The following is a 15285-nucleotide window of genomic DNA, read 5'->3' as shown; positions in this document are numbered from 1 at the left end:
TGGTTGTGAATGATGTCGATACGGTGGCTCATCGGTTTGCAGATTGTCAACAAAATGCAATGTAGCCATCCTAGGATCGCGGTATTGCAGCTTGATGACAGAGAGAACACGCCATGTCCTGTGCCGTCGAAATCGACAACCTGAGCAAGACCTTCCCCACCTGCCGCGCGCTCGACGACGTTTCGCTGCGCATCGGCCACGGCGAAATGGTGGCCCTGCTCGGCGCCTCCGGCTCGGGCAAATCGACGCTGCTGCGCCATCTGCCCGGCTTCCTGGCGGCGGACGGCGGCGAGATCCGGGTGTTCGGCCGCACCGTGCAGTCCGGCGGTCGCATCGCCGCCGACATCCGCCGCGTGCGCCGCGAGCTGGGCTTCGTCTTCCAGCAGTTCAACCTGGTCAACCGCCTGCCGGTGATCACCAACGTGCTGGTCGGCCTGCTGCACCGGCTGCCGTGGTGGCGCCGCCTGACCATGCGCTTCTCGCTGGCCGAGCGGCAGCAGGCGGTCGAGGCGCTGGCCGCCGTCGGCATCGAGCAGACGGCCTGGCAGCGCGCGGCCACCCTGTCCGGCGGGCAGCAGCAGCGCGCCGCGCTGGCGCGCTGCCTGGTCCAGGGCGCGCGCATCGTCCTCGCCGACGAGCCGATCGCCTCGCTCGATCCAGAATCCTCGCGCAAGGTCATGGCGCTGCTGGCCGACATGAACCGCCGGCACGGCTGCACCGTGCTCGTTTCGCTGCACCAGGTCGAGTTCGCCATCCGCTATTGCCCGCGCACCATCGCCCTCAACCGGGGGCGCGTCGTCTACGACGGCCCGTCGTCGGCGCTGACGCCGTCCCTGCTCGGCGAGCTCTACGGCTCCGGCGCCCGCGAGCTGTTCGAGCCGGGACTCTTCGGCGAGGCCCCCGCGGCCAACGCGCCGGGCCTGCCGCGCAGCCTGATCGCCACCTGAGCGCCCGCCCCCGCATTCCCCAACCCGAGTCACCCACGAAAGGAAACACCATGTTGCGTCCAGTGAAATTGCTGATGGCCGGAATGGCCCTGCTCATCGCCGGTGCGTCGGCCGCCGCCGACGTCAAGGAACTCAACTTCGGCATCATCGCCACCGAGAAGGCGGGAGCCCTCAAGCAGATGTGGGAGCCCTTCCTCGAAGACATGACCAAGGCGGTCGGCGTGAAGGTCAACGGCTTCTACGCCACCGACTACGCCGGCATCATCGAGGCCCAGCGCTTCAGCAAGGTGCAGATCGCGTGGTACGGCAACAAGGCGGCGATCGACGCGGTCGACCGGGCCGGCGGCGAGGTGTTCGCCCAGTTCGTCGATCTGGACGGCACGCCCGGCTATTACTCGTACCTGATCACGCACAAGGATTCCGGCATCGCCACGCTGGAGCAGGTGCTCAAGCACGGCAAGGACTACAGCTTCGGCATCGGCGATCCGACCTCGACGTCGGGTACGCTGGTGCCGACCTACTACGTGTTCACCATGAACAACATCGAGCCGAAGACGCATTTCAAGGTCATGCGCTCGTCCAACCACGAGGGCAATTTCCTGGCCGTGCTCAACCGGCAGGTGGACGTGGCCACCAGCAACAGCGAAATCACCCAGAAGATGAAGGAGACCGCGCCGGAGAAGCTGGCGCAGATCCGCATCCTGTGGACCTCGCCGCTGATCCCGCGCGATCCGCTGGTCTGGCGCAAGGACCTGCCCGCCGACCTGAAGAAGAAGATCCAGGATTTCGTGACCGGCTACGGCAAGGACGACCGGGAGAAGGAAATCCTCAAGAACATGTACCGCCTGGCCGGCTTCAAGGCGTCGACCGACGCGCAGTTGCTGCCGATCCGCCAGCTCGAACTGGCCAAGGAGCGCAGGAAGTACGAGAACGACGAGAACATGGCGGCGGCGGACAAGCGCGCCAAGCTGGCCGAAATCGACGAGAAGCTGGCCGATCTTGCGAAGCAGGCCAAGCGCTGAGTCCCTTTCCGCCCCGGCCGGATGCCACGGCCGGGACGGCCCACGCCTTTTCCCGGTGATCCGATGACAACCATCCCCCGCATCAAGGACGTGCCGCTGGCGCCGCCCCGTCCCGGCCTGCCGACCCACCTGGCCTGGGCCGCGTTGTGCCTGGTCCTGGCCTGGTCGTGGTCCGGCGCCGACATGCGGCCGCTCGACCTGTGGCGCGATTCGGCCAACATGGCCGTGTTCGCCCGCGAATTCTTCCCGCCGAACTTCCACGACTGGCGGATCTACCTCAGCGAAATGGCGGTGACCCTGCACATCGCCGTCTGGGGCACCCTGCTAGCCGTGGTCTGCGCCGTGCCCTGCGGCCTGCTCTCGGCGGAGAACGTCGCGCCGGCCTGGGCCGTGCAGCCGATGCGCCGGCTGATGGACGCCTGCCGCGCGATCAACGAAATGGTCTTCGCCATGCTGTTCATCGTCGCCGTCGGCTTGGGGCCGTTCGCCGGCGTGCTGGCGCTGTGGGTGCACACCACCGGCGTGCTGGCCAAGCTGTTCGCCGAGGCCGTCGAGGCCAGCGATCCGCGTCCGGTCGAAGGCGTGCGCGCCACCGGCGCCGGCGCGCTCGACGAGATCGTCTACGGCGTCATCCCGCAGGTCCTGCCGCTGTGGATATCGTTCTCGCTCTACCGCTTCGAGTCCAACGTGCGCTCGGCGTCGGTGGTCGGCATGGTCGGCGCCGGCGGCATCGGCGTGATCCTGCACGAGGTGATCCGCGGCTTCGACTACGCGGAGACCGCGGCCGTGCTGCTGATCATCATCGTCTGCGTGACGGCGATCGACATCGCGTCCTCGCGCGTGCGCCAGTGGGCGATCTGAAAGACCCGGCGAACCCTTCCTCCTTTCCCACCCTCCCGATCCGACACTCCATGAAAGACACCATCCATCTCAACGGCATCGACTATCGCTGGCCGCAACGCCCGGTCGTGGTCGTGTGCATCGACGGCGGCGATCCGGCCTACATCGAGCGCGGCCTGCGCGACGGCATCCTGCCGAACGTCGCGCGCTTCATGCGCGAAGGGTTCGCGGCGGTCGCCGACGGCGTCGTGCCGAGCTTCACCTGCCCCAACAACATCTCGCTGATCACCGGCGCGCCGCCCGCGATCCACGGCATCTCCGGCAACTACTACCTCGACGCCGAGCGCCGGGCGGTGGTCATGACCGGCCCGGAGCTGCTGCGCAGCCGCACGATCCTCGCCGAGTTCGCCGACGCCGGCGCGCGGGTGGCGGCGATCACCGCCAAGGACAAGCTGCGCCGCCAGTTGGGCAAGGAGCTCGACGTGGCGCGCGGCAACATCTGCTTCTCCTCGGAAAAGGCCGATTGCTGCACGCTGGCCGAGCACGGCATCGAGCGCGTACTCGAACGCTTCGGCATGCCGCTGCCCGGCATGTATTCGATGGAGCTCTCGCTGTTCGTGCTCGAAGCCGGCATCCGCCTGCTGCAGAGCGAGCGGCCGCACCTCATGTACCTGTCGCTGACCGACTTCGTGCAGCACAAGCACGCGCCGGGCGAGCCGGCGGCGGACGCCTTCTACCGCCGCCTCGACGACTGTTTCGGCCGGCTCGACGCGCTCGGCGCGGTGGTCGCGCTGACCGCCGACCACGGCATGAGCGACAAGTCGCGCCCGGACGGCGAACCGAACGTCGTCTTCCTGCAGGACATTCTCGACGCCCGCTTCGGCGCCGGCGCGACGCGGGTCATCTGTCCGATCACCGACGCCTTCGTCCGCCACCACGGCGCGCTCGGCGGCCTGGTGCGCGTGTGGTGCCTCGACCCCGGCGTCGCCCCGGCGGCGGTGATCGACTGCGCGCGCGGCGTGCCCGGCGTCGCCGAGGCGCTCGACCGGGCCGCCGCCTGCGCGCGCTTCGACCTGCCGCCCGACCGCGAAGGCGACGTGGTGGTGCTGGCCGAGGCGAACGCGGTGATCGGCGCGGGCGCGGTCGAGCACGACCTCTCCGCGCTGCGCGACGCGCGCCTGCGCAGCCACGGCGGGCCGACGGAAGCGCGCGTGCCGTTCATCCTCAACGCGCCGCCGGACCCGCGCTACGCGGCGCGCGCGGCGGCCGGGCTGAAGAGCTACCAGATCTTCGAATTCGCCATCAACGGGTGCGCCGGCCATGCCTGAAGCGTTCCATCCCGGCGGCACCCTGCCGAAGAAAGCGCGCGTGGCGGTGTACGACGCGCCCAATGGCGACTTCCGCCTGGCCGACTATCCGCTGCGCCCGCCGCAGCCGGGCGAGGCGCTGGCGCGCGTGCGCATGTCCACCATCTGCCGCTCCGACATCCACTCCTGGCAGGGGCGCCGCCCGAGCCCGCTGCCCGGGCTGCTCGGCCACGAGATCGTCGGTACCCTCGCCGCGCTCGGCGACGGCGTGACGCGCGACCTGCGTGACCATCCGCTGGCCGTCGGCGACCGCATCACCTGGAGCGAGTATTTCGTGCCCGGACGCAACCTCATGCGCGACGTCCACGACCTGCCGCAGAAGTCGCCCGGCGTCAACAAGTACGGCCACATGTCCGCCGACGAACCGCCGCACCACCACGGCGGTTTCGCCGAGTACTGCTACATCCTGCCCGATTCGTGGATTCTGCGCCTGCCCGACGAGCTTTCCGACGAGGAGGCGGCGCCGATCAACTGCGGCGTGGCGACCATGTGCGCGGCGATCGAGGCCGCCGACATCCGCTTCGGCGACGTCGTGGCGATCCAGGGGCTCGGCCTGCTCGGCCTGTACGGCGCGGCCATGGCGCGGGCGCGCGGCGCCAGCCGCGTGATCGGCTTCGACGGCGTGCCGGCGCGGCGCGACCTGGCCCGGCGCTTCGGTGCCGATCAGGTCGCCGATCCGGCGGACCGGGCGGCGCTGCCGCCGCTGTGCGCCTCGGGCAGCGTCGACGTGGCGATCGAAGTGTGCGGCGTGCCCGCGGCCATCCCCGAAGGCATGGCCATGCTGCGGCCCGGCGGGCGCTACGTGCTGGCCGGCGTGGTGAACCCGCTGGCGATGGCCATGCTGGACGTCAACCTGATCCTGAAAAAGCACCTGACGCTGCAGGGCGTGCACAACTACCATCCACGCCACCTGCTGCAGGCGCTGGAATTCGTCGCCGCCAACCATCGGCGCTTTCCGTTCCGCGAACTCGTCGACGGCCGCTACCCGCTGGCCGACGTCGGGCGGGCCATGGCCGACGCGGCGGCGCACCGCGTGCTGCGCGCGGCCATCGTCCCCTGAACCGCACCGTCTGCCGGAGAAAAGACATGTCCGACCCCATCCTGCTCACCCCCGGACCGCTGACCACGTCCGCCGCCACCAAGGCCGCCATGCAACGCGACTGGGGCTCGTGGGACGCCGCGTTCAACGCCCTGACCGCCGGCGTCTGCGCCGACCTGCTCGACATCGCGCGGGGCGCGGAGACGCACGTCTGCATCCCCCTGCAGGGCAGCGGCACCTTCGCCGTCGAAGCCGCGCTCGGCACCCTGGTGCCCCGCCACGGCAAGGTGCTGGTGCCGGACAACGGCGCCTACTGCCGGCGCATCGTGCGCATCCTCGGCTACCTCGGACGCGAAGTCGTGGTCCTCCCGCTGCGCGAGGACGAGGCCACCGACCCGGCGCGCATCGAGGCGGCGCTGGCGGCCGATCCGGAAATCACGCACGTGGCGCAGGTGCATTGCGAGACCGGTACCGGCATCCTCAACCCGCTGCCCGAGATCGCCGCCGCGGTGGCCCGCCAGGGGCGCGGGCTGATCGTCGACGCGATGAGCTCGTTCGGCGCCATGCCGATCGACGCCGGCCGCATGCCGTTCGACGCACTCGTCGCCGCCTCGGGGAAATGCCTGGAAGGCGTGCCCGGCATGGGCTTCGTGATCGCCCGCCGGGCGGCGCTGGCGGAATGCCGCGCCAACAGCCACTCGCTGGCGCTGGACCTGCACGATCAATGGGCCTACCTGCAGAAGACCGGGCAATGGCGCTTCACCCCGCCGACGCACGTGGTCGCCGCGCTGCGCCAGGCCCTCGACCAGTACCAGGCCGAGGGCGGGCAGCCCGCCCGCCTGCGGCGCTACCGGGAAAATTGCGCGGCGCTGACCGAGGGCCTGCGCGCGCTCGGCCTGCGCACCTTCCTCGACGACGCGGTGCAGGCGCCGATCATCGTCACCGTCCACGCGCCGGACGACCCGGCCTACCGTTTCGACGAACTCTACCGGCGCGTGCGCGAACAGGGCTTCATTCTGTATCCGGGCAAACTGACCGAGGTCGAAACCTTCCGCATCGGCTGCATCGGCGCGGTCGACGCGGCCACCCTGCGCGGCGCGGTCGCCGCGATCGAGGCGGCGCTGCGCGCGGCTGGCGTCAATCCAGCAGCACGCAGACCCACACCGCCAGCACGTTGAGCAGCGCCAGCAGCACCGCCGCGCTGCCGACGTCCTTGGCCCGCTTGGACAGGTGGTGGCGGTCGAGCGAGACGCGGTCCACGGCCGCCTCGATCGCCGAGTTGATCAATTCGACGATCAGCACCAGCAGCACGCTGGCGATCATCAGCGCCCGGCCGGTCCAGGCCACCGGCAGGAAGAAGGACAACGGGATCAGTACCGCGGCGAACAGCGTCTCCTGCCGGAAAGCGTCCTCGCAGGTATAGGCGGCGCGCAGGCCGGCCAGCGAGTATTGCAGCGCGTTGTACACGCGCCGCAGGCCGGTCTTACCCTTGAACGGGCTTTCTTCAGACACGAGTTCTCCCTGCCGGAAACCATCGAGGGCGCAAAGTATAGGAGGTAAGACGGAAAAAGGGGAAGCGACCATTGCCGGCCGGGGCGAGCGCGCCCATGCCCGTACGGCCCCTCCTCCCCCTCCCCTTCAAGGGGAGGGCCGGGGTGGGGATGGGGTAAAAGCGCGGCTTTGCCGCCGCTCGACTCCGCGCCACCGGCGTATGGGCCACCCCATCCCCCACCCGACCTCCCCCTTGAAGAGGGAGGAGACGGTAGCGATGCGCTCGTGCGCCTGCCTCGGATGGCCAGCCCGCGCGCCCGCATGCTCACGCGGCCCGCAGTCCGTGTTCCCGCACCACCTGCCGATACACGTCCGCCATCCTGCCGGCCAGCGCGGTACTCGACCACTGCGCCGCGTAGGCCCTGGCCTCGGCGGCGAGGCGTTCCCGCAGCGCGCGGTCGCCGAGCAGGCGGGCGAGCGCCCCGGCGAACGCATCGGGGTCGTCCGCCGGCACCAGCGCGCCGCGGCCGGCGGCCAGGATGTCGACCGTGCCCATCGCGGCCAGCGCGACCACCGGCAGCCCGGCGGCCATCGCTTCGAGCAGCACGAGGCCCTGCGTTTCGGTGCGCGAGGCGAAGACGAAGGCGTCGGCCGCCGCGTAGCAGGCCGGCAGCCCGGCCGCGCGTTCGAGATAGCCGATGAAGCGCACCCGCCCGGTCAGCCGCCGCTCGGCGACCGCTCGCCGCAGGCCGGGCAGGGCCGGCCCGTCGCCCGCGATCACCAGCAGCATGTCCGGCACCGCCGCGCGCGTCCGCTCGGCCACGTCCAGCAGGAAGCCGATGTTCTTCTCGTGGGCCACGCGGCCGACGTACAGGGCCACCGGGCCGTGCGCCGGGATGCCGTGGCAGGCGCGGAACGCCTCGCGCGCGCCGGGCGGCGGCGCCTTGAGGCTGATGCCGGTGGGCAGGACATGCCGCGCGGTATGCACGCCGTATTCCTCCAGCCGCCGGCGGATCGCCGACGAGGGGACGATCACCGCGTCCAGCGCGTTGCACTGGCGGCGCGAGAAGCGGCGCGCCAGCCCCTTGAGCCAGCCGGCCGGGACCAGCGGCACGTAGTGCCCGAGATACTCCTCGAACAGCGTGTGATAGGTGGCCAGGACCGGCACGCCGTGGCGGCGCGCCGCGCGCACCCCGGCGTAGTGCGCGACGAAGGGCGTCTGCACGTGCACCAGGTCGCAGCCGGCCGCGACGGCCCGGCGCACCGCCTCGTGCATGGCCCGCCAGCGCACCAGGCGATCCTCCGGGTCGCCCGGAACGGGACGGGCCGGCACGCGGCGCACCCAGCCTTCGCCGTGCCCGCCGCCATAGTCGGGCGCGACCAGCTCGATCTCGATGCCGTGCGGCAGCAGCGATTCGCGGTAGGTCTGGATGGCCGTCGATACCCCGTTGATGCGTGGGAAGAAGACGTCGGAGACCATCACCACGCGCATGCCGCCATCCTTTCGTCGAGGGCGGCGGGCCGCGCCGGCAGCGCTTCCGGCGGCTGCATGCCGCCCCACGTGACGAGCTCCAGCGTGCCGTCGAAATGCTCGACGATGGCCGTGCAGCTGTCGACCCAGTCGCCGCAGTTCGCGTAAACCAGGCCGTCCTTCGCCTCGCGGATCACGGCGGAGTGAATGTGCCCGCAGATGATGCCGTCCAGCCCGCGCAGGCGGGCCGCGCGCAGCGCCGCCTCCTCGAAGTCGAAGACGAACTGCAGCGCCTTCTTGACGCGCCGCTTGGCGTAGCCGGCCAGCGACCAGTAGCAGTACACCCCGAAGCGCCGGCGGACGAACGAGAGCAGCGTGTTGAGCCGGACCAGCAGGTTGTACGCCACGTCGCCGAGCACCGCGATCCAGCGGTGATGGCGCGTGATCTGGTCGAACTCGTCGCCGTGCAGCAGCAGCATGCGGCGGCCGTCGGCCAGCGCATGCACGTGCTCGCCGCAGATCTCGATGTCGCCGAAGGAGATGTCGAGGTAGTCGCGCAGGGCCTCGTCGTGGTTGCCCGGGATGAAGACCACCCGCTCGCCGTGCCGCGCGCGCCGCAGGAGCTTCTGCACCACGGTGTTCTGCGCCGGCGTCCAGGCGATGGCGCGACGCATCGCCCAGAAGTTGACGATGTCGCCGATCAGGAACACGTTCTCCGCGCTGTAGGCGCGCATGAAATCGAGCAGGCGCTCGGCCTGGCAGGCGCGCGTTCCCAGATGCACGTCGGAAAGAAAAATCGAGCGGACCTTGACCATGCGGCGATGGTGCCCGCGCCGCATTACGGTCCGATGTCGTTCCGGTTACATCTCGTTTTTCCCGGCCGGCATCGGCGATTGGATAGAATGGACGCTTTGCCAACCCCACGAATGCCAACAGACCCATGACACAGGACGAAATGAAACAGGCGGTGGCCCGCGCCGCGCTCGCACACGTCGTCGAAGGACGCCTCGTCGGCGTCGGCACCGGCTCGACGGCCCGGCTGTTCATCGAGGAACTGGCCGGCATGAAGGACCGCATCGCCGGCGCCGTCGCCAGTTCCGAAGACACCAGGCGGCGCCTCGAAGGCCACGGCATCAAGGTCTTCGAACTCAACGAAGTCACCGACCTGCCCGTCTATATCGACGGCGCCGACGAGATCACCCCGGAAATGCACATGATCAAGGGCGGCGGCGGCGCGCTCACGCGCGAGAAGATCGTCTCCGCCGTTGCCGGCACCTTCGTCTGCATCGTCGACGGCACCAAGGTCGTCGACTACCTCGGCCGCTTCCCGCTGCCCGTGGAAGTCATCCCGATGGCCCGCGCCTACGTCGCGCGCGAGCTCGCCAAGCTCGGCGGCACGCCCGTGGTGCGCGAAGGCTTCGTCACCGACAACGGCAACCTGATCCTCGACGTCAGGGGGCTGCGGATTCTCGACCCGGTCAACCTCGAAACGCGGCTCAACCAGATCGCCGGCGTGGTCACCAACGGCCTGTTCGCCCAGCGCCCCGCCGACGTGTGCCTGATCGGCACGCCGGAGGGCGTCAGGACGATGACGGCCGGCTGAAACAAAACCGTAACGCGCCCGCGTTACAGTATCGGGACGATTCATTCACCCTGGAAGCGGCGTCATGAGCGACAACCACACCTCGAAAAACTTCGACCTCGAACTGGAAAGCCTGCGCACCCGCGTCCTGCAGATGGGCGGCATGGCCGAACAGCAGGTGCACCGGGCGATCGACGGTCTCTACAGCGGCGACACGGAACTGCTCGAAGCCGTCATCCGCGACGACGAACGGGTCAACCAGATGGAGATCGAGATCGACGCGCTGTGCAACCAGGTGATCGCCAGGCGCCAGCCGACGGCCATCGACCTGCGCATGATCGTCTCGGTGCTCAAGGCCATCGCCGACATCGAGCGCGTCGGCGACAAGGCGCGCAAGATCGCCCGCCTCGGCATCTCGATCGCCAGCCAGTCGGCCGGCGGACCGCTCAACGTCGAACTCAACCACATGACCGACACGGCGCTGCGCATGCTGCGCCTGTCGCTCGACGGCTTCGCCCGCCTCGACCTCGCGCTGGTCACCGAAGCCGTGCGCCTCGACGAGCAGGTCAACGCCGAATACCGCGGCGTGGCCCGCCAGTTGATCACCTACATGATGGAAGACCCGCGCACGATCACCCGCTCGCTGGACATCCTGACCATCGCCAAGGCCATCGAACGCATCGGCGACCACGCCACCAACATCGCCGAGTACGTCGTCTACATGGTCAAGGGACTGAACGTGCGCCACGCCACGGCCGATGAGGTCGAGGCGCAGTTGAAGGAAGACCCGCTCTAAGCAGGCCATAAAAGCGTCGTACTCTGGACTCCTCCCCCTTCAAGGGGGAGGCCGGGAGGGGGATGGGTAGTTCGTACAGGCACGACAAAGGCCACATTTTCACCCCATCCTCACCCCAACCCTCCCCTTGAAGGGGAGGGGGAGGCTAGCCTCAGCCGCCCGGCGGCACGTAGCCCTCGACCTGGTCGGCCCCTTCGCCGAAGAAGTGCTTCTCGACCTGCTCGGCAAGATACTTGCGATGCTCGGCATCCGCCAGATTCAGGCGGTTTTCGTTGATGATCATCGTCTGCATGCGAATCCACTGCTGCCACGCTTCCTTGGAAACGCTGGCGTAGATCCGCCGGCCCAGTTCGCCCGGGTACGGCGGGAAATCCAGGCCCTCCGCTTCGCGACCGAGCTTGATGCATTTGACCATTCTTGCCATGGGAATCGACTCCAGAAAATTTTGATTGAATCGGGCCGGACCGGACCGTCCGCCGCCCCGTAGACTACAGCGTCTTGGCGAATATCTTGGAGCGGCGCTGCAGGTTGTAGACCAGCCGTTTTTCCTCGGGCAGGTCGGCCAGCGTCTTTTCGACGAATCCGCGCTCGCGGAACCAGTGCGCGGTCATCGTGGTGAGCACGAACAACTGCTTGATGCCGACCGCGCGGGCGCGCGTTTCGATGCGCTTGAGCAGCTGCTCGCCGTAGCCCCAGCGCCGGTACTGCGGGTGCACCGCCACGCACGCCAGTTCCGCCTGGTCGTTGCCGTAGGGATACAGGGCGGCGCAGCCGACGATCAGCCCGTCGTGCTCGACCACCGAGAAGCGCGTGATTTCGCGTTCGAGCAGTTCGCGCGAGCGGCGCACCAGCGCGCCGCTTTCCTCCAGCGGCTGGATCAGCGCGACCAGGCCGCTGATGTCGTCCGGCCGCGCGTCGCGCAGGATTTCCAGCGACTCGCGGGTGATGATCGTGCCGACGCCGTCGCGCGAGAAGAGTTCGAGCAGCAGGGTGCCGTCCTCGTTGAAGCCGATCAGGTGCACCCGCCCGACGCTCGAGCGGCTGGCGCGCACGGCGCACGGCAGGTAGCGCCGCAGGTCGGGCGACAGCCAGTCGCTTTCCTGCATCAGGCGCTCGGCCGCGTCCGCGGTGAGTTCGTCGAGCAGCTTGCCGCTGCTGTCGGTGACGCCCTGGCTGTCGGTCAGGAAGATCAGCTTGTCGGCCCCGATGGCGGTGGCCGTCGCCTCGGCGACCTCCTCCATCGCCAGGTTGAAGATTTCGCCGGTCGGGCTGGAGCCGAGGCAGGAGAGGATGACGATGTTGCCGATGCCGAGCTGCGCGCGGATGCCCTCGGCATCGATCTTGCGCACCGTGCCGGCGTAGTGCATGTCCACGCCGTCGATCACGCCGACCGGCTTGGCGGTGATGAAGTTGCCGGCTACCACGCGGATCTTGCTGTTGGCCATCGGCGTGTCGGCGAGCCCCTGCGAGAGTAGCGCCTCGATCTCCAGGTTGACGCTGCCCACGGCGTCGATCACGCAATCGAGCGTGGCCGCGTCGGTGATGCGGTAGCCGGCGTGCACCCTGGATTCCAGCCCCTTCTCGCGCAGTTCCTCCTCGATCTGCGGGCGCGCGCCGTGCACCAGCACCAGCCGCACGCCGAGCGCCGCGAGCAGGTTGACGTCGTAGGCCAGCGTGCGCGCGAAGGGTCCGGCGATGGCCTTGCCGCCGAAGGCGATGACGAAGGTCTTGCCGCGGAAAAGATTGATGTACGGAGCGACCGACCGGAACAGCGACACGAATTGCGAGGCGCTCAAGGCATCGAACATGGTTTATTCAGTCCTTCTTTTCTTGGGGTTGTCGGATTCGAGCGCCCGTTCCAGGCGTTCGCAGATCGTGCGCAGAATCTTCACCCGCGCGTAGGCTTTGTCGTCGGCCTCGACCAGGGTCCACGGCGCCTTCCCCGTGCTCGTCCGGTCGACCATGTCGCAGACGGCGGCATGGTAGGCGCCGCGCTTTTCCCGGTTGCGCCAGTCCTCGTCGGTGATCTTGAAGCGCTTGAAGGCGATCTTCTCGCGCTCCTTGAAGCGCTTCAGCTGCTCCTTGTCGCTGATGTGCAGCCAGAACTTGACCAGGATCGCCCCGTTCGCCACCAGCTCGTGCTCGAAGTCGTTGATTTCGGCATAGGCGCGCAGCCAGTCCGCCTCGGCGCAGAAGCCCTCGACGCGCTCGACCAGCACGCGGCCGTACCACGTGCGGTCGAAGATGGCCACCCGGCCGTTGCGCGGCACGTGCCGCCAGAAGCGCCACAGGTAGGGCTGCGCCCGCTCCTCCTCGGTCGGCGCGGCCACCGGCACGATCTGGTACTGCCGGGCGTCGAGCGCCGCGGTGACGCGCCGGATGCCGCCACCCTTGCCCGCCGCGTCGGAACCTTCAAAGGCCAGGATCAGCGAACGCTTCCCGAATCCCGGATGGCGCACCAGTTCGGACAGGCGCCCCTGCCACTTGGCGAGCTGCGCCTCGTACGCCTTCTTCTCCAGCCTGAGCGAAAGGTCGAGCGCCGTGAGTACGTCGAGGCGGTCGATCTTGGGCGCGATCGGCGGCGCCACCGGGTAGTTCTGGTCGCGCGCGTCGGCCAGCCGGCTCTGCAGCGCGTCGAGAATCACCTTGCCGACGGTCAGCGAGCGGTAGCGGTCGTCGGTCCCCTCGACCACGATCCACGGCGCCCACGGCGTGTTGGTCACGCGCAGCACGTGGCTCGCCACCTCCTGCAGCTTGCCGTAGGTTTTCAGGCGCGCCCAGCTTTCCCTGGTCACCCGCCAGGCGTTGCGCGGGTCCTTCTCCAGCGCCTTGAGCCGCTGCTTCTGCCCTTCGCGCGACAGGTGGAACCAGAATTTGAGCACCAGCGCGCCTTCGTTCACCAGCATCGCCTCGAAGCGGTTGATCTCGTCCATGCGCTGGTCGAGATCGCCTTTCGCCAGATCGCCGGCGATCCGCTCGGCGATCGGGCTGGAATACCAGGAGCCGGAGAAAATGCCGATCCGCCCTTTCGGCGGCAGCGCGCGCCAGAAGCGCCACATGTACGGCCGCTCGCGCTCCTCGTCGGACGGCGTGGAAAACGCCAGCGTGGACAGGAAGCGCGGGTCCATCCACTCGTAGAGCACGTTGATCGTCTCGCTCTTGCCCGCGCCGTCAACCCCGCTGATCAGGATGACCACCGGGAAGGCGCCCTTCTCGCGCAGGTCGAACTGCGCGTCGAGCAGGGCCTCGCGCAGCTTCGGCACTTCGCCGCGGAAGGTCTCCTTGTCGATCCGGTGCCCCAGCTCCGCCGATTCAAACATGCTCCGTCCCTCCTCCGGGACCTCCCCCGAAATCTCCCCACAGGCTCTGGATCGCCGCCAGCGCGGCCATCCCCGCCGTCTCGGTGCGCAGCACGCGCGGCCCCAGCCGCACGGCGACGAAACCGGCGAGCAGCGCGAGTTCGGTCTCCTCCGGCGCCAGCCCGCCCTCGGCGCCGATCAGCAGTTCGACGCCGGCCGCCGCCCCCGGTCGGGGCAGCGCGTCGAGCGTAAAGGTGGCGTCGGGATCGAAGATCAGGCGCAGCGCCCCGGCGCCGGCCGGCGGCCGCGCCAGCCAGTGCCGCAGGTCCGCCAGTTCGTCGACCTCCGGCACGCGGTTGCGGCCGCACTGCTCGCAGGCCGACACCGCCACGGCGCGCCAGTGGGCCACCCGCTTGCGCGCCCGTTCGCCTTCCAGGCGGACGACGCTGCGCCGCGAGACGACCGGCGCGATGCGCGCGGCACCGAGCTCGACCGCCTTCTGCACGGTCAGATCCATCTTTTCGCCGGCCTGCAGCGCCTGCACCAGCGTCAGCGCCAGCGGCGACTCCCGCTCGACGTCGCGCCACTCCAGCACCTCGGCGACGGCCGTATCGCGGCCGCATGAATGCATACGGCACGCATATTCGCCACCCCGGCCGTCGAACAGGGTGAGGGCGTCGCCGGCGTTCAGCCGCAGGACCCGCACGGCATGCCGGGCGGCGCTCTCCGCCAGCTCGACGCGCGCGCCCGCGGCAAGGGGGAAGGGACTGTGGAAACGGGGGGAATTCATGGCTGATATTATAGAAGCAACGACCGGGGCGAACGACGCGCGATTCGGCCCGGCTTCACCCGGAACGCAGCGCGAAGAAAGAGAGTGCCATGGCGGCCAGTCCCCCCGTATGCGACTTCGGCTGGAAAGCCCCCGCTTTCCAGCTGCCCGACACCGACGGCAAGCCCTGGACGCCCGCCTCCCTGCAGGGTCCGTCCGGCGTGCTGCTGATGTTCATCTGCAACCACTGTCCCTACGTCATGTCGGTGATCGACCGCCTCTGCCGCGACGTTGCGGAAGTGCAACAACTCGGCTTCGGCGCGGCCGCGATCATGAGCAACGACACCCTCGCCTACCCGGACGATTCATACGAGAACATGCGGCGCCTCGCCCGGCAGCACGGCTTCACCTTCCCCTACCTGTTCGACGCGACGCAGGACGTCGCCCGCGCCTACGGCGCCGCCTGCACGCCCGACTTCTTCGGCTTCAACCGCGGCCTGGAACTGCAGTATCGCGGCCGCCTCGATTCCAGCGGCCGCAACCCCGCCACGCCGGCCACGCGGCGCGAGCTGGTCGAGGCCATGCGCCTGATCGCCGCCACGGGCGAGGGCCCGCGCGAGCAGGTGGCGAGCATCGGCTGCTCGATCAAGTGGCGGGTTTAG

At 69.1% G+C, this 15285-nt stretch carries 16 protein-coding genes; 9 read left to right on the top strand and 7 right to left on the bottom strand.

Features of this window, described 5'->3' with window-relative positions:
• Nucleotides 1-113: 113 nt before the first annotated feature.
• The 6 genes from phnC (at nt 114) to QM701_RS17250 (ending at nt 6393) form a co-directional block, all read left to right on the top strand.
• Complete coding sequence (gene phnC / locus QM701_RS17275) at nt 114-947, top strand: phosphonate ABC transporter ATP-binding protein (RefSeq protein WP_415168246.1); 834 nt, start codon at nt 114-116, stop codon at nt 945-947.
• 50 nt (nt 948-997) lie between these two features.
• Nucleotides 998-1969 (top strand): phosphonate ABC transporter substrate-binding protein, encoded by a 972-nt coding sequence (gene phnD, locus QM701_RS17270; protein ID WP_415168245.1) that lies wholly within the window; start codon nt 998-1000, stop codon nt 1967-1969.
• A 63-nt stretch (nt 1970-2032) separates the two neighbouring features.
• On the top strand, nt 2033-2830 hold the full coding sequence (gene phnE / locus QM701_RS17265) for a phosphonate ABC transporter, permease protein PhnE (RefSeq protein WP_415168244.1): 798 nt from the start codon (nt 2033-2035) through the stop codon (nt 2828-2830).
• Nucleotides 2831-2880: 50 nt separating this feature from the next.
• On the top strand, nt 2881-4137 hold the full coding sequence (phnA, locus tag QM701_RS17260) for a phosphonoacetate hydrolase (RefSeq protein ID WP_415168243.1): 1257 nt from the start codon (nt 2881-2883) through the stop codon (nt 4135-4137).
• The gene (locus tag QM701_RS17255; protein ID WP_415168242.1) at nt 4130-5236 is read left to right on the top strand and encodes a zinc-binding dehydrogenase; all 1107 of its coding nucleotides are present in this window, start codon (nt 4130-4132) and stop codon (nt 5234-5236) included. The genes phnA and QM701_RS17255 overlap by 8 nt, the downstream gene beginning before the upstream one ends.
• Nucleotides 5237-5262: 26 nt before the next feature.
• Nucleotides 5263-6393: a 2-aminoethylphosphonate--pyruvate transaminase gene (locus QM701_RS17250; protein WP_415168241.1), complete on the top strand. Its 1131-nt coding sequence runs from the start codon at nt 5263-5265 to the stop codon at nt 6391-6393.
• Here QM701_RS17250 and QM701_RS17245 read toward each other — a convergent pair.
• The 3 genes from QM701_RS17245 to QM701_RS17235 form a co-directional block, all read right to left on the bottom strand.
• Nucleotides 6353-6727 (bottom strand): diacylglycerol kinase, encoded by a 375-nt coding sequence (locus QM701_RS17245; RefSeq protein ID WP_415168240.1) that lies wholly within the window; start codon nt 6725-6727, stop codon nt 6353-6355. The two genes, QM701_RS17250 and QM701_RS17245, sit on opposite strands and share 41 nt — an antisense overlap.
• Before the next feature lie 304 nt (nt 6728-7031).
• The gene (locus tag QM701_RS17240; protein WP_415168239.1) at nt 7032-8198 is read right to left on the bottom strand and encodes a glycosyltransferase; all 1167 of its coding nucleotides are present in this window, start codon (nt 8196-8198) and stop codon (nt 7032-7034) included.
• On the bottom strand, nt 8186-8992 hold the full coding sequence (locus QM701_RS17235; protein ID WP_415169424.1) for a UDP-2,3-diacylglucosamine diphosphatase: 807 nt from the start codon (nt 8990-8992) through the stop codon (nt 8186-8188). The genes QM701_RS17240 and QM701_RS17235 overlap by 13 nt, the downstream gene beginning before the upstream one ends.
• A gap of 125 nt (nt 8993-9117) precedes the next feature.
• Here QM701_RS17235 and rpiA point away from each other — a divergent pair, with 125 nt between their 5' ends.
• Together rpiA and phoU are read left to right on the top strand one after the other, a co-directional pair.
• Nucleotides 9118-9780, top strand: coding sequence for a ribose-5-phosphate isomerase RpiA (rpiA, locus tag QM701_RS17230; RefSeq protein WP_415168238.1), 663 nt, complete (start codon nt 9118-9120; stop codon nt 9778-9780).
• Nucleotides 9781-9844: 64 nt separating this feature from the next.
• The gene (gene phoU / locus QM701_RS17225; protein ID WP_415168237.1) at nt 9845-10555 is read left to right on the top strand and encodes a phosphate signaling complex protein PhoU; all 711 of its coding nucleotides are present in this window, start codon (nt 9845-9847) and stop codon (nt 10553-10555) included.
• A 151-nt stretch (nt 10556-10706) separates the two neighbouring features.
• Here phoU and QM701_RS17220 read toward each other — a convergent pair whose 3' ends face one another.
• The 4 genes from QM701_RS17220 to QM701_RS17205 all read right to left on the bottom strand — a co-directional run bounded on the left by QM701_RS17220 (nt 10707) and on the right by QM701_RS17205 (nt 14644).
• Nucleotides 10707-10979, bottom strand: coding sequence for an oxidative damage protection protein (locus QM701_RS17220; RefSeq protein WP_415168236.1), 273 nt, complete (start codon nt 10977-10979; stop codon nt 10707-10709).
• Between the two features lie 64 nt (nt 10980-11043).
• Nucleotides 11044-12363, bottom strand: coding sequence for an amino-acid N-acetyltransferase (argA, locus tag QM701_RS17215; RefSeq protein WP_415168235.1), 1320 nt, complete (start codon nt 12361-12363; stop codon nt 11044-11046).
• Nucleotides 12364-12366: 3 nt separating this feature from the next.
• Nucleotides 12367-13875, bottom strand: coding sequence for a polyphosphate:AMP phosphotransferase (gene pap / locus QM701_RS17210; RefSeq protein WP_415168234.1), 1509 nt, complete (start codon nt 13873-13875; stop codon nt 12367-12369).
• Nucleotides 13868-14644 (bottom strand): 16S rRNA (uracil(1498)-N(3))-methyltransferase, encoded by a 777-nt coding sequence (locus QM701_RS17205; protein WP_415168233.1) that lies wholly within the window; start codon nt 14642-14644, stop codon nt 13868-13870. The genes pap and QM701_RS17205 overlap by 8 nt, the downstream gene beginning before the upstream one ends.
• An 89-nt stretch (nt 14645-14733) precedes the next feature.
• Between QM701_RS17205 and QM701_RS17200 the strand changes: the two genes are divergently transcribed.
• Nucleotides 14734-15285, top strand: a complete 552-nt coding sequence (locus QM701_RS17200) for a thioredoxin family protein (protein WP_415168232.1) — start codon at nt 14734-14736, stop codon at nt 15283-15285.

It is taken from the genome of Propionivibrio sp. (assembly GCF_047602565.1).
Lineage (GTDB): Bacteria > Pseudomonadota > Gammaproteobacteria > Burkholderiales > Rhodocyclaceae > Propionivibrio.
The sequence above is the reverse complement of the archived record's forward strand: the minus strand, read 5'-3'. Positions and strand labels throughout refer to the sequence as shown.

Bases quoted from the DNA above. Each gene is read 5' to 3' on its own strand.
- phnC (WP_415168246.1), top strand. From the start codon at position 114: ATGTCCTGTGCCGTCGAAATCGACAACCTGAGCAAGACCTTCCCCACC.
- phnD (WP_415168245.1), top strand. From the start codon at position 998: ATGTTGCGTCCAGTGAAATTGCTGATGGCCGGAATGGCCCTGCTCATC.
- phnE (WP_415168244.1), top strand. From the start codon at position 2,033: ATGACAACCATCCCCCGCATCAAGGACGTGCCGCTGGCGCCGCCCCGT.
- phnA (WP_415168243.1), top strand. From the start codon at position 2,881: ATGAAAGACACCATCCATCTCAACGGCATCGACTATCGCTGGCCGCAA.
- QM701_RS17255 (WP_415168242.1), top strand. From the start codon at position 4,130: ATGCCTGAAGCGTTCCATCCCGGCGGCACCCTGCCGAAGAAAGCGCGC.
- QM701_RS17250 (WP_415168241.1), top strand. From the start codon at position 5,263: ATGTCCGACCCCATCCTGCTCACCCCCGGACCGCTGACCACGTCCGCC.
- QM701_RS17240 (WP_415168239.1), bottom strand. From the start codon at position 8,198: ATGCGCGTGGTGATGGTCTCCGACGTCTTCTTCCCACGCATCAACGGG.
- QM701_RS17235 (WP_415169424.1), bottom strand. From the start codon at position 8,992: ATGGTCAAGGTCCGCTCGATTTTTCTTTCCGACGTGCATCTGGGAACG.
- rpiA (WP_415168238.1), top strand. From the start codon at position 9,118: ATGACACAGGACGAAATGAAACAGGCGGTGGCCCGCGCCGCGCTCGCA.
- phoU (WP_415168237.1), top strand. From the start codon at position 9,845: ATGAGCGACAACCACACCTCGAAAAACTTCGACCTCGAACTGGAAAGC.
- QM701_RS17220 (WP_415168236.1), bottom strand. From the start codon at position 10,979: ATGGCAAGAATGGTCAAATGCATCAAGCTCGGTCGCGAAGCGGAGGGC.
- argA (WP_415168235.1), bottom strand. From the start codon at position 12,363: ATGTTCGATGCCTTGAGCGCCTCGCAATTCGTGTCGCTGTTCCGGTCG.
- pap (WP_415168234.1), bottom strand. From the start codon at position 13,875: ATGTTTGAATCGGCGGAGCTGGGGCACCGGATCGACAAGGAGACCTTC.
- QM701_RS17205 (WP_415168233.1), bottom strand. From the start codon at position 14,644: ATGAATTCCCCCCGTTTCCACAGTCCCTTCCCCCTTGCCGCGGGCGCG.
- QM701_RS17200 (WP_415168232.1), top strand. From the start codon at position 14,734: ATGGCGGCCAGTCCCCCCGTATGCGACTTCGGCTGGAAAGCCCCCGCT.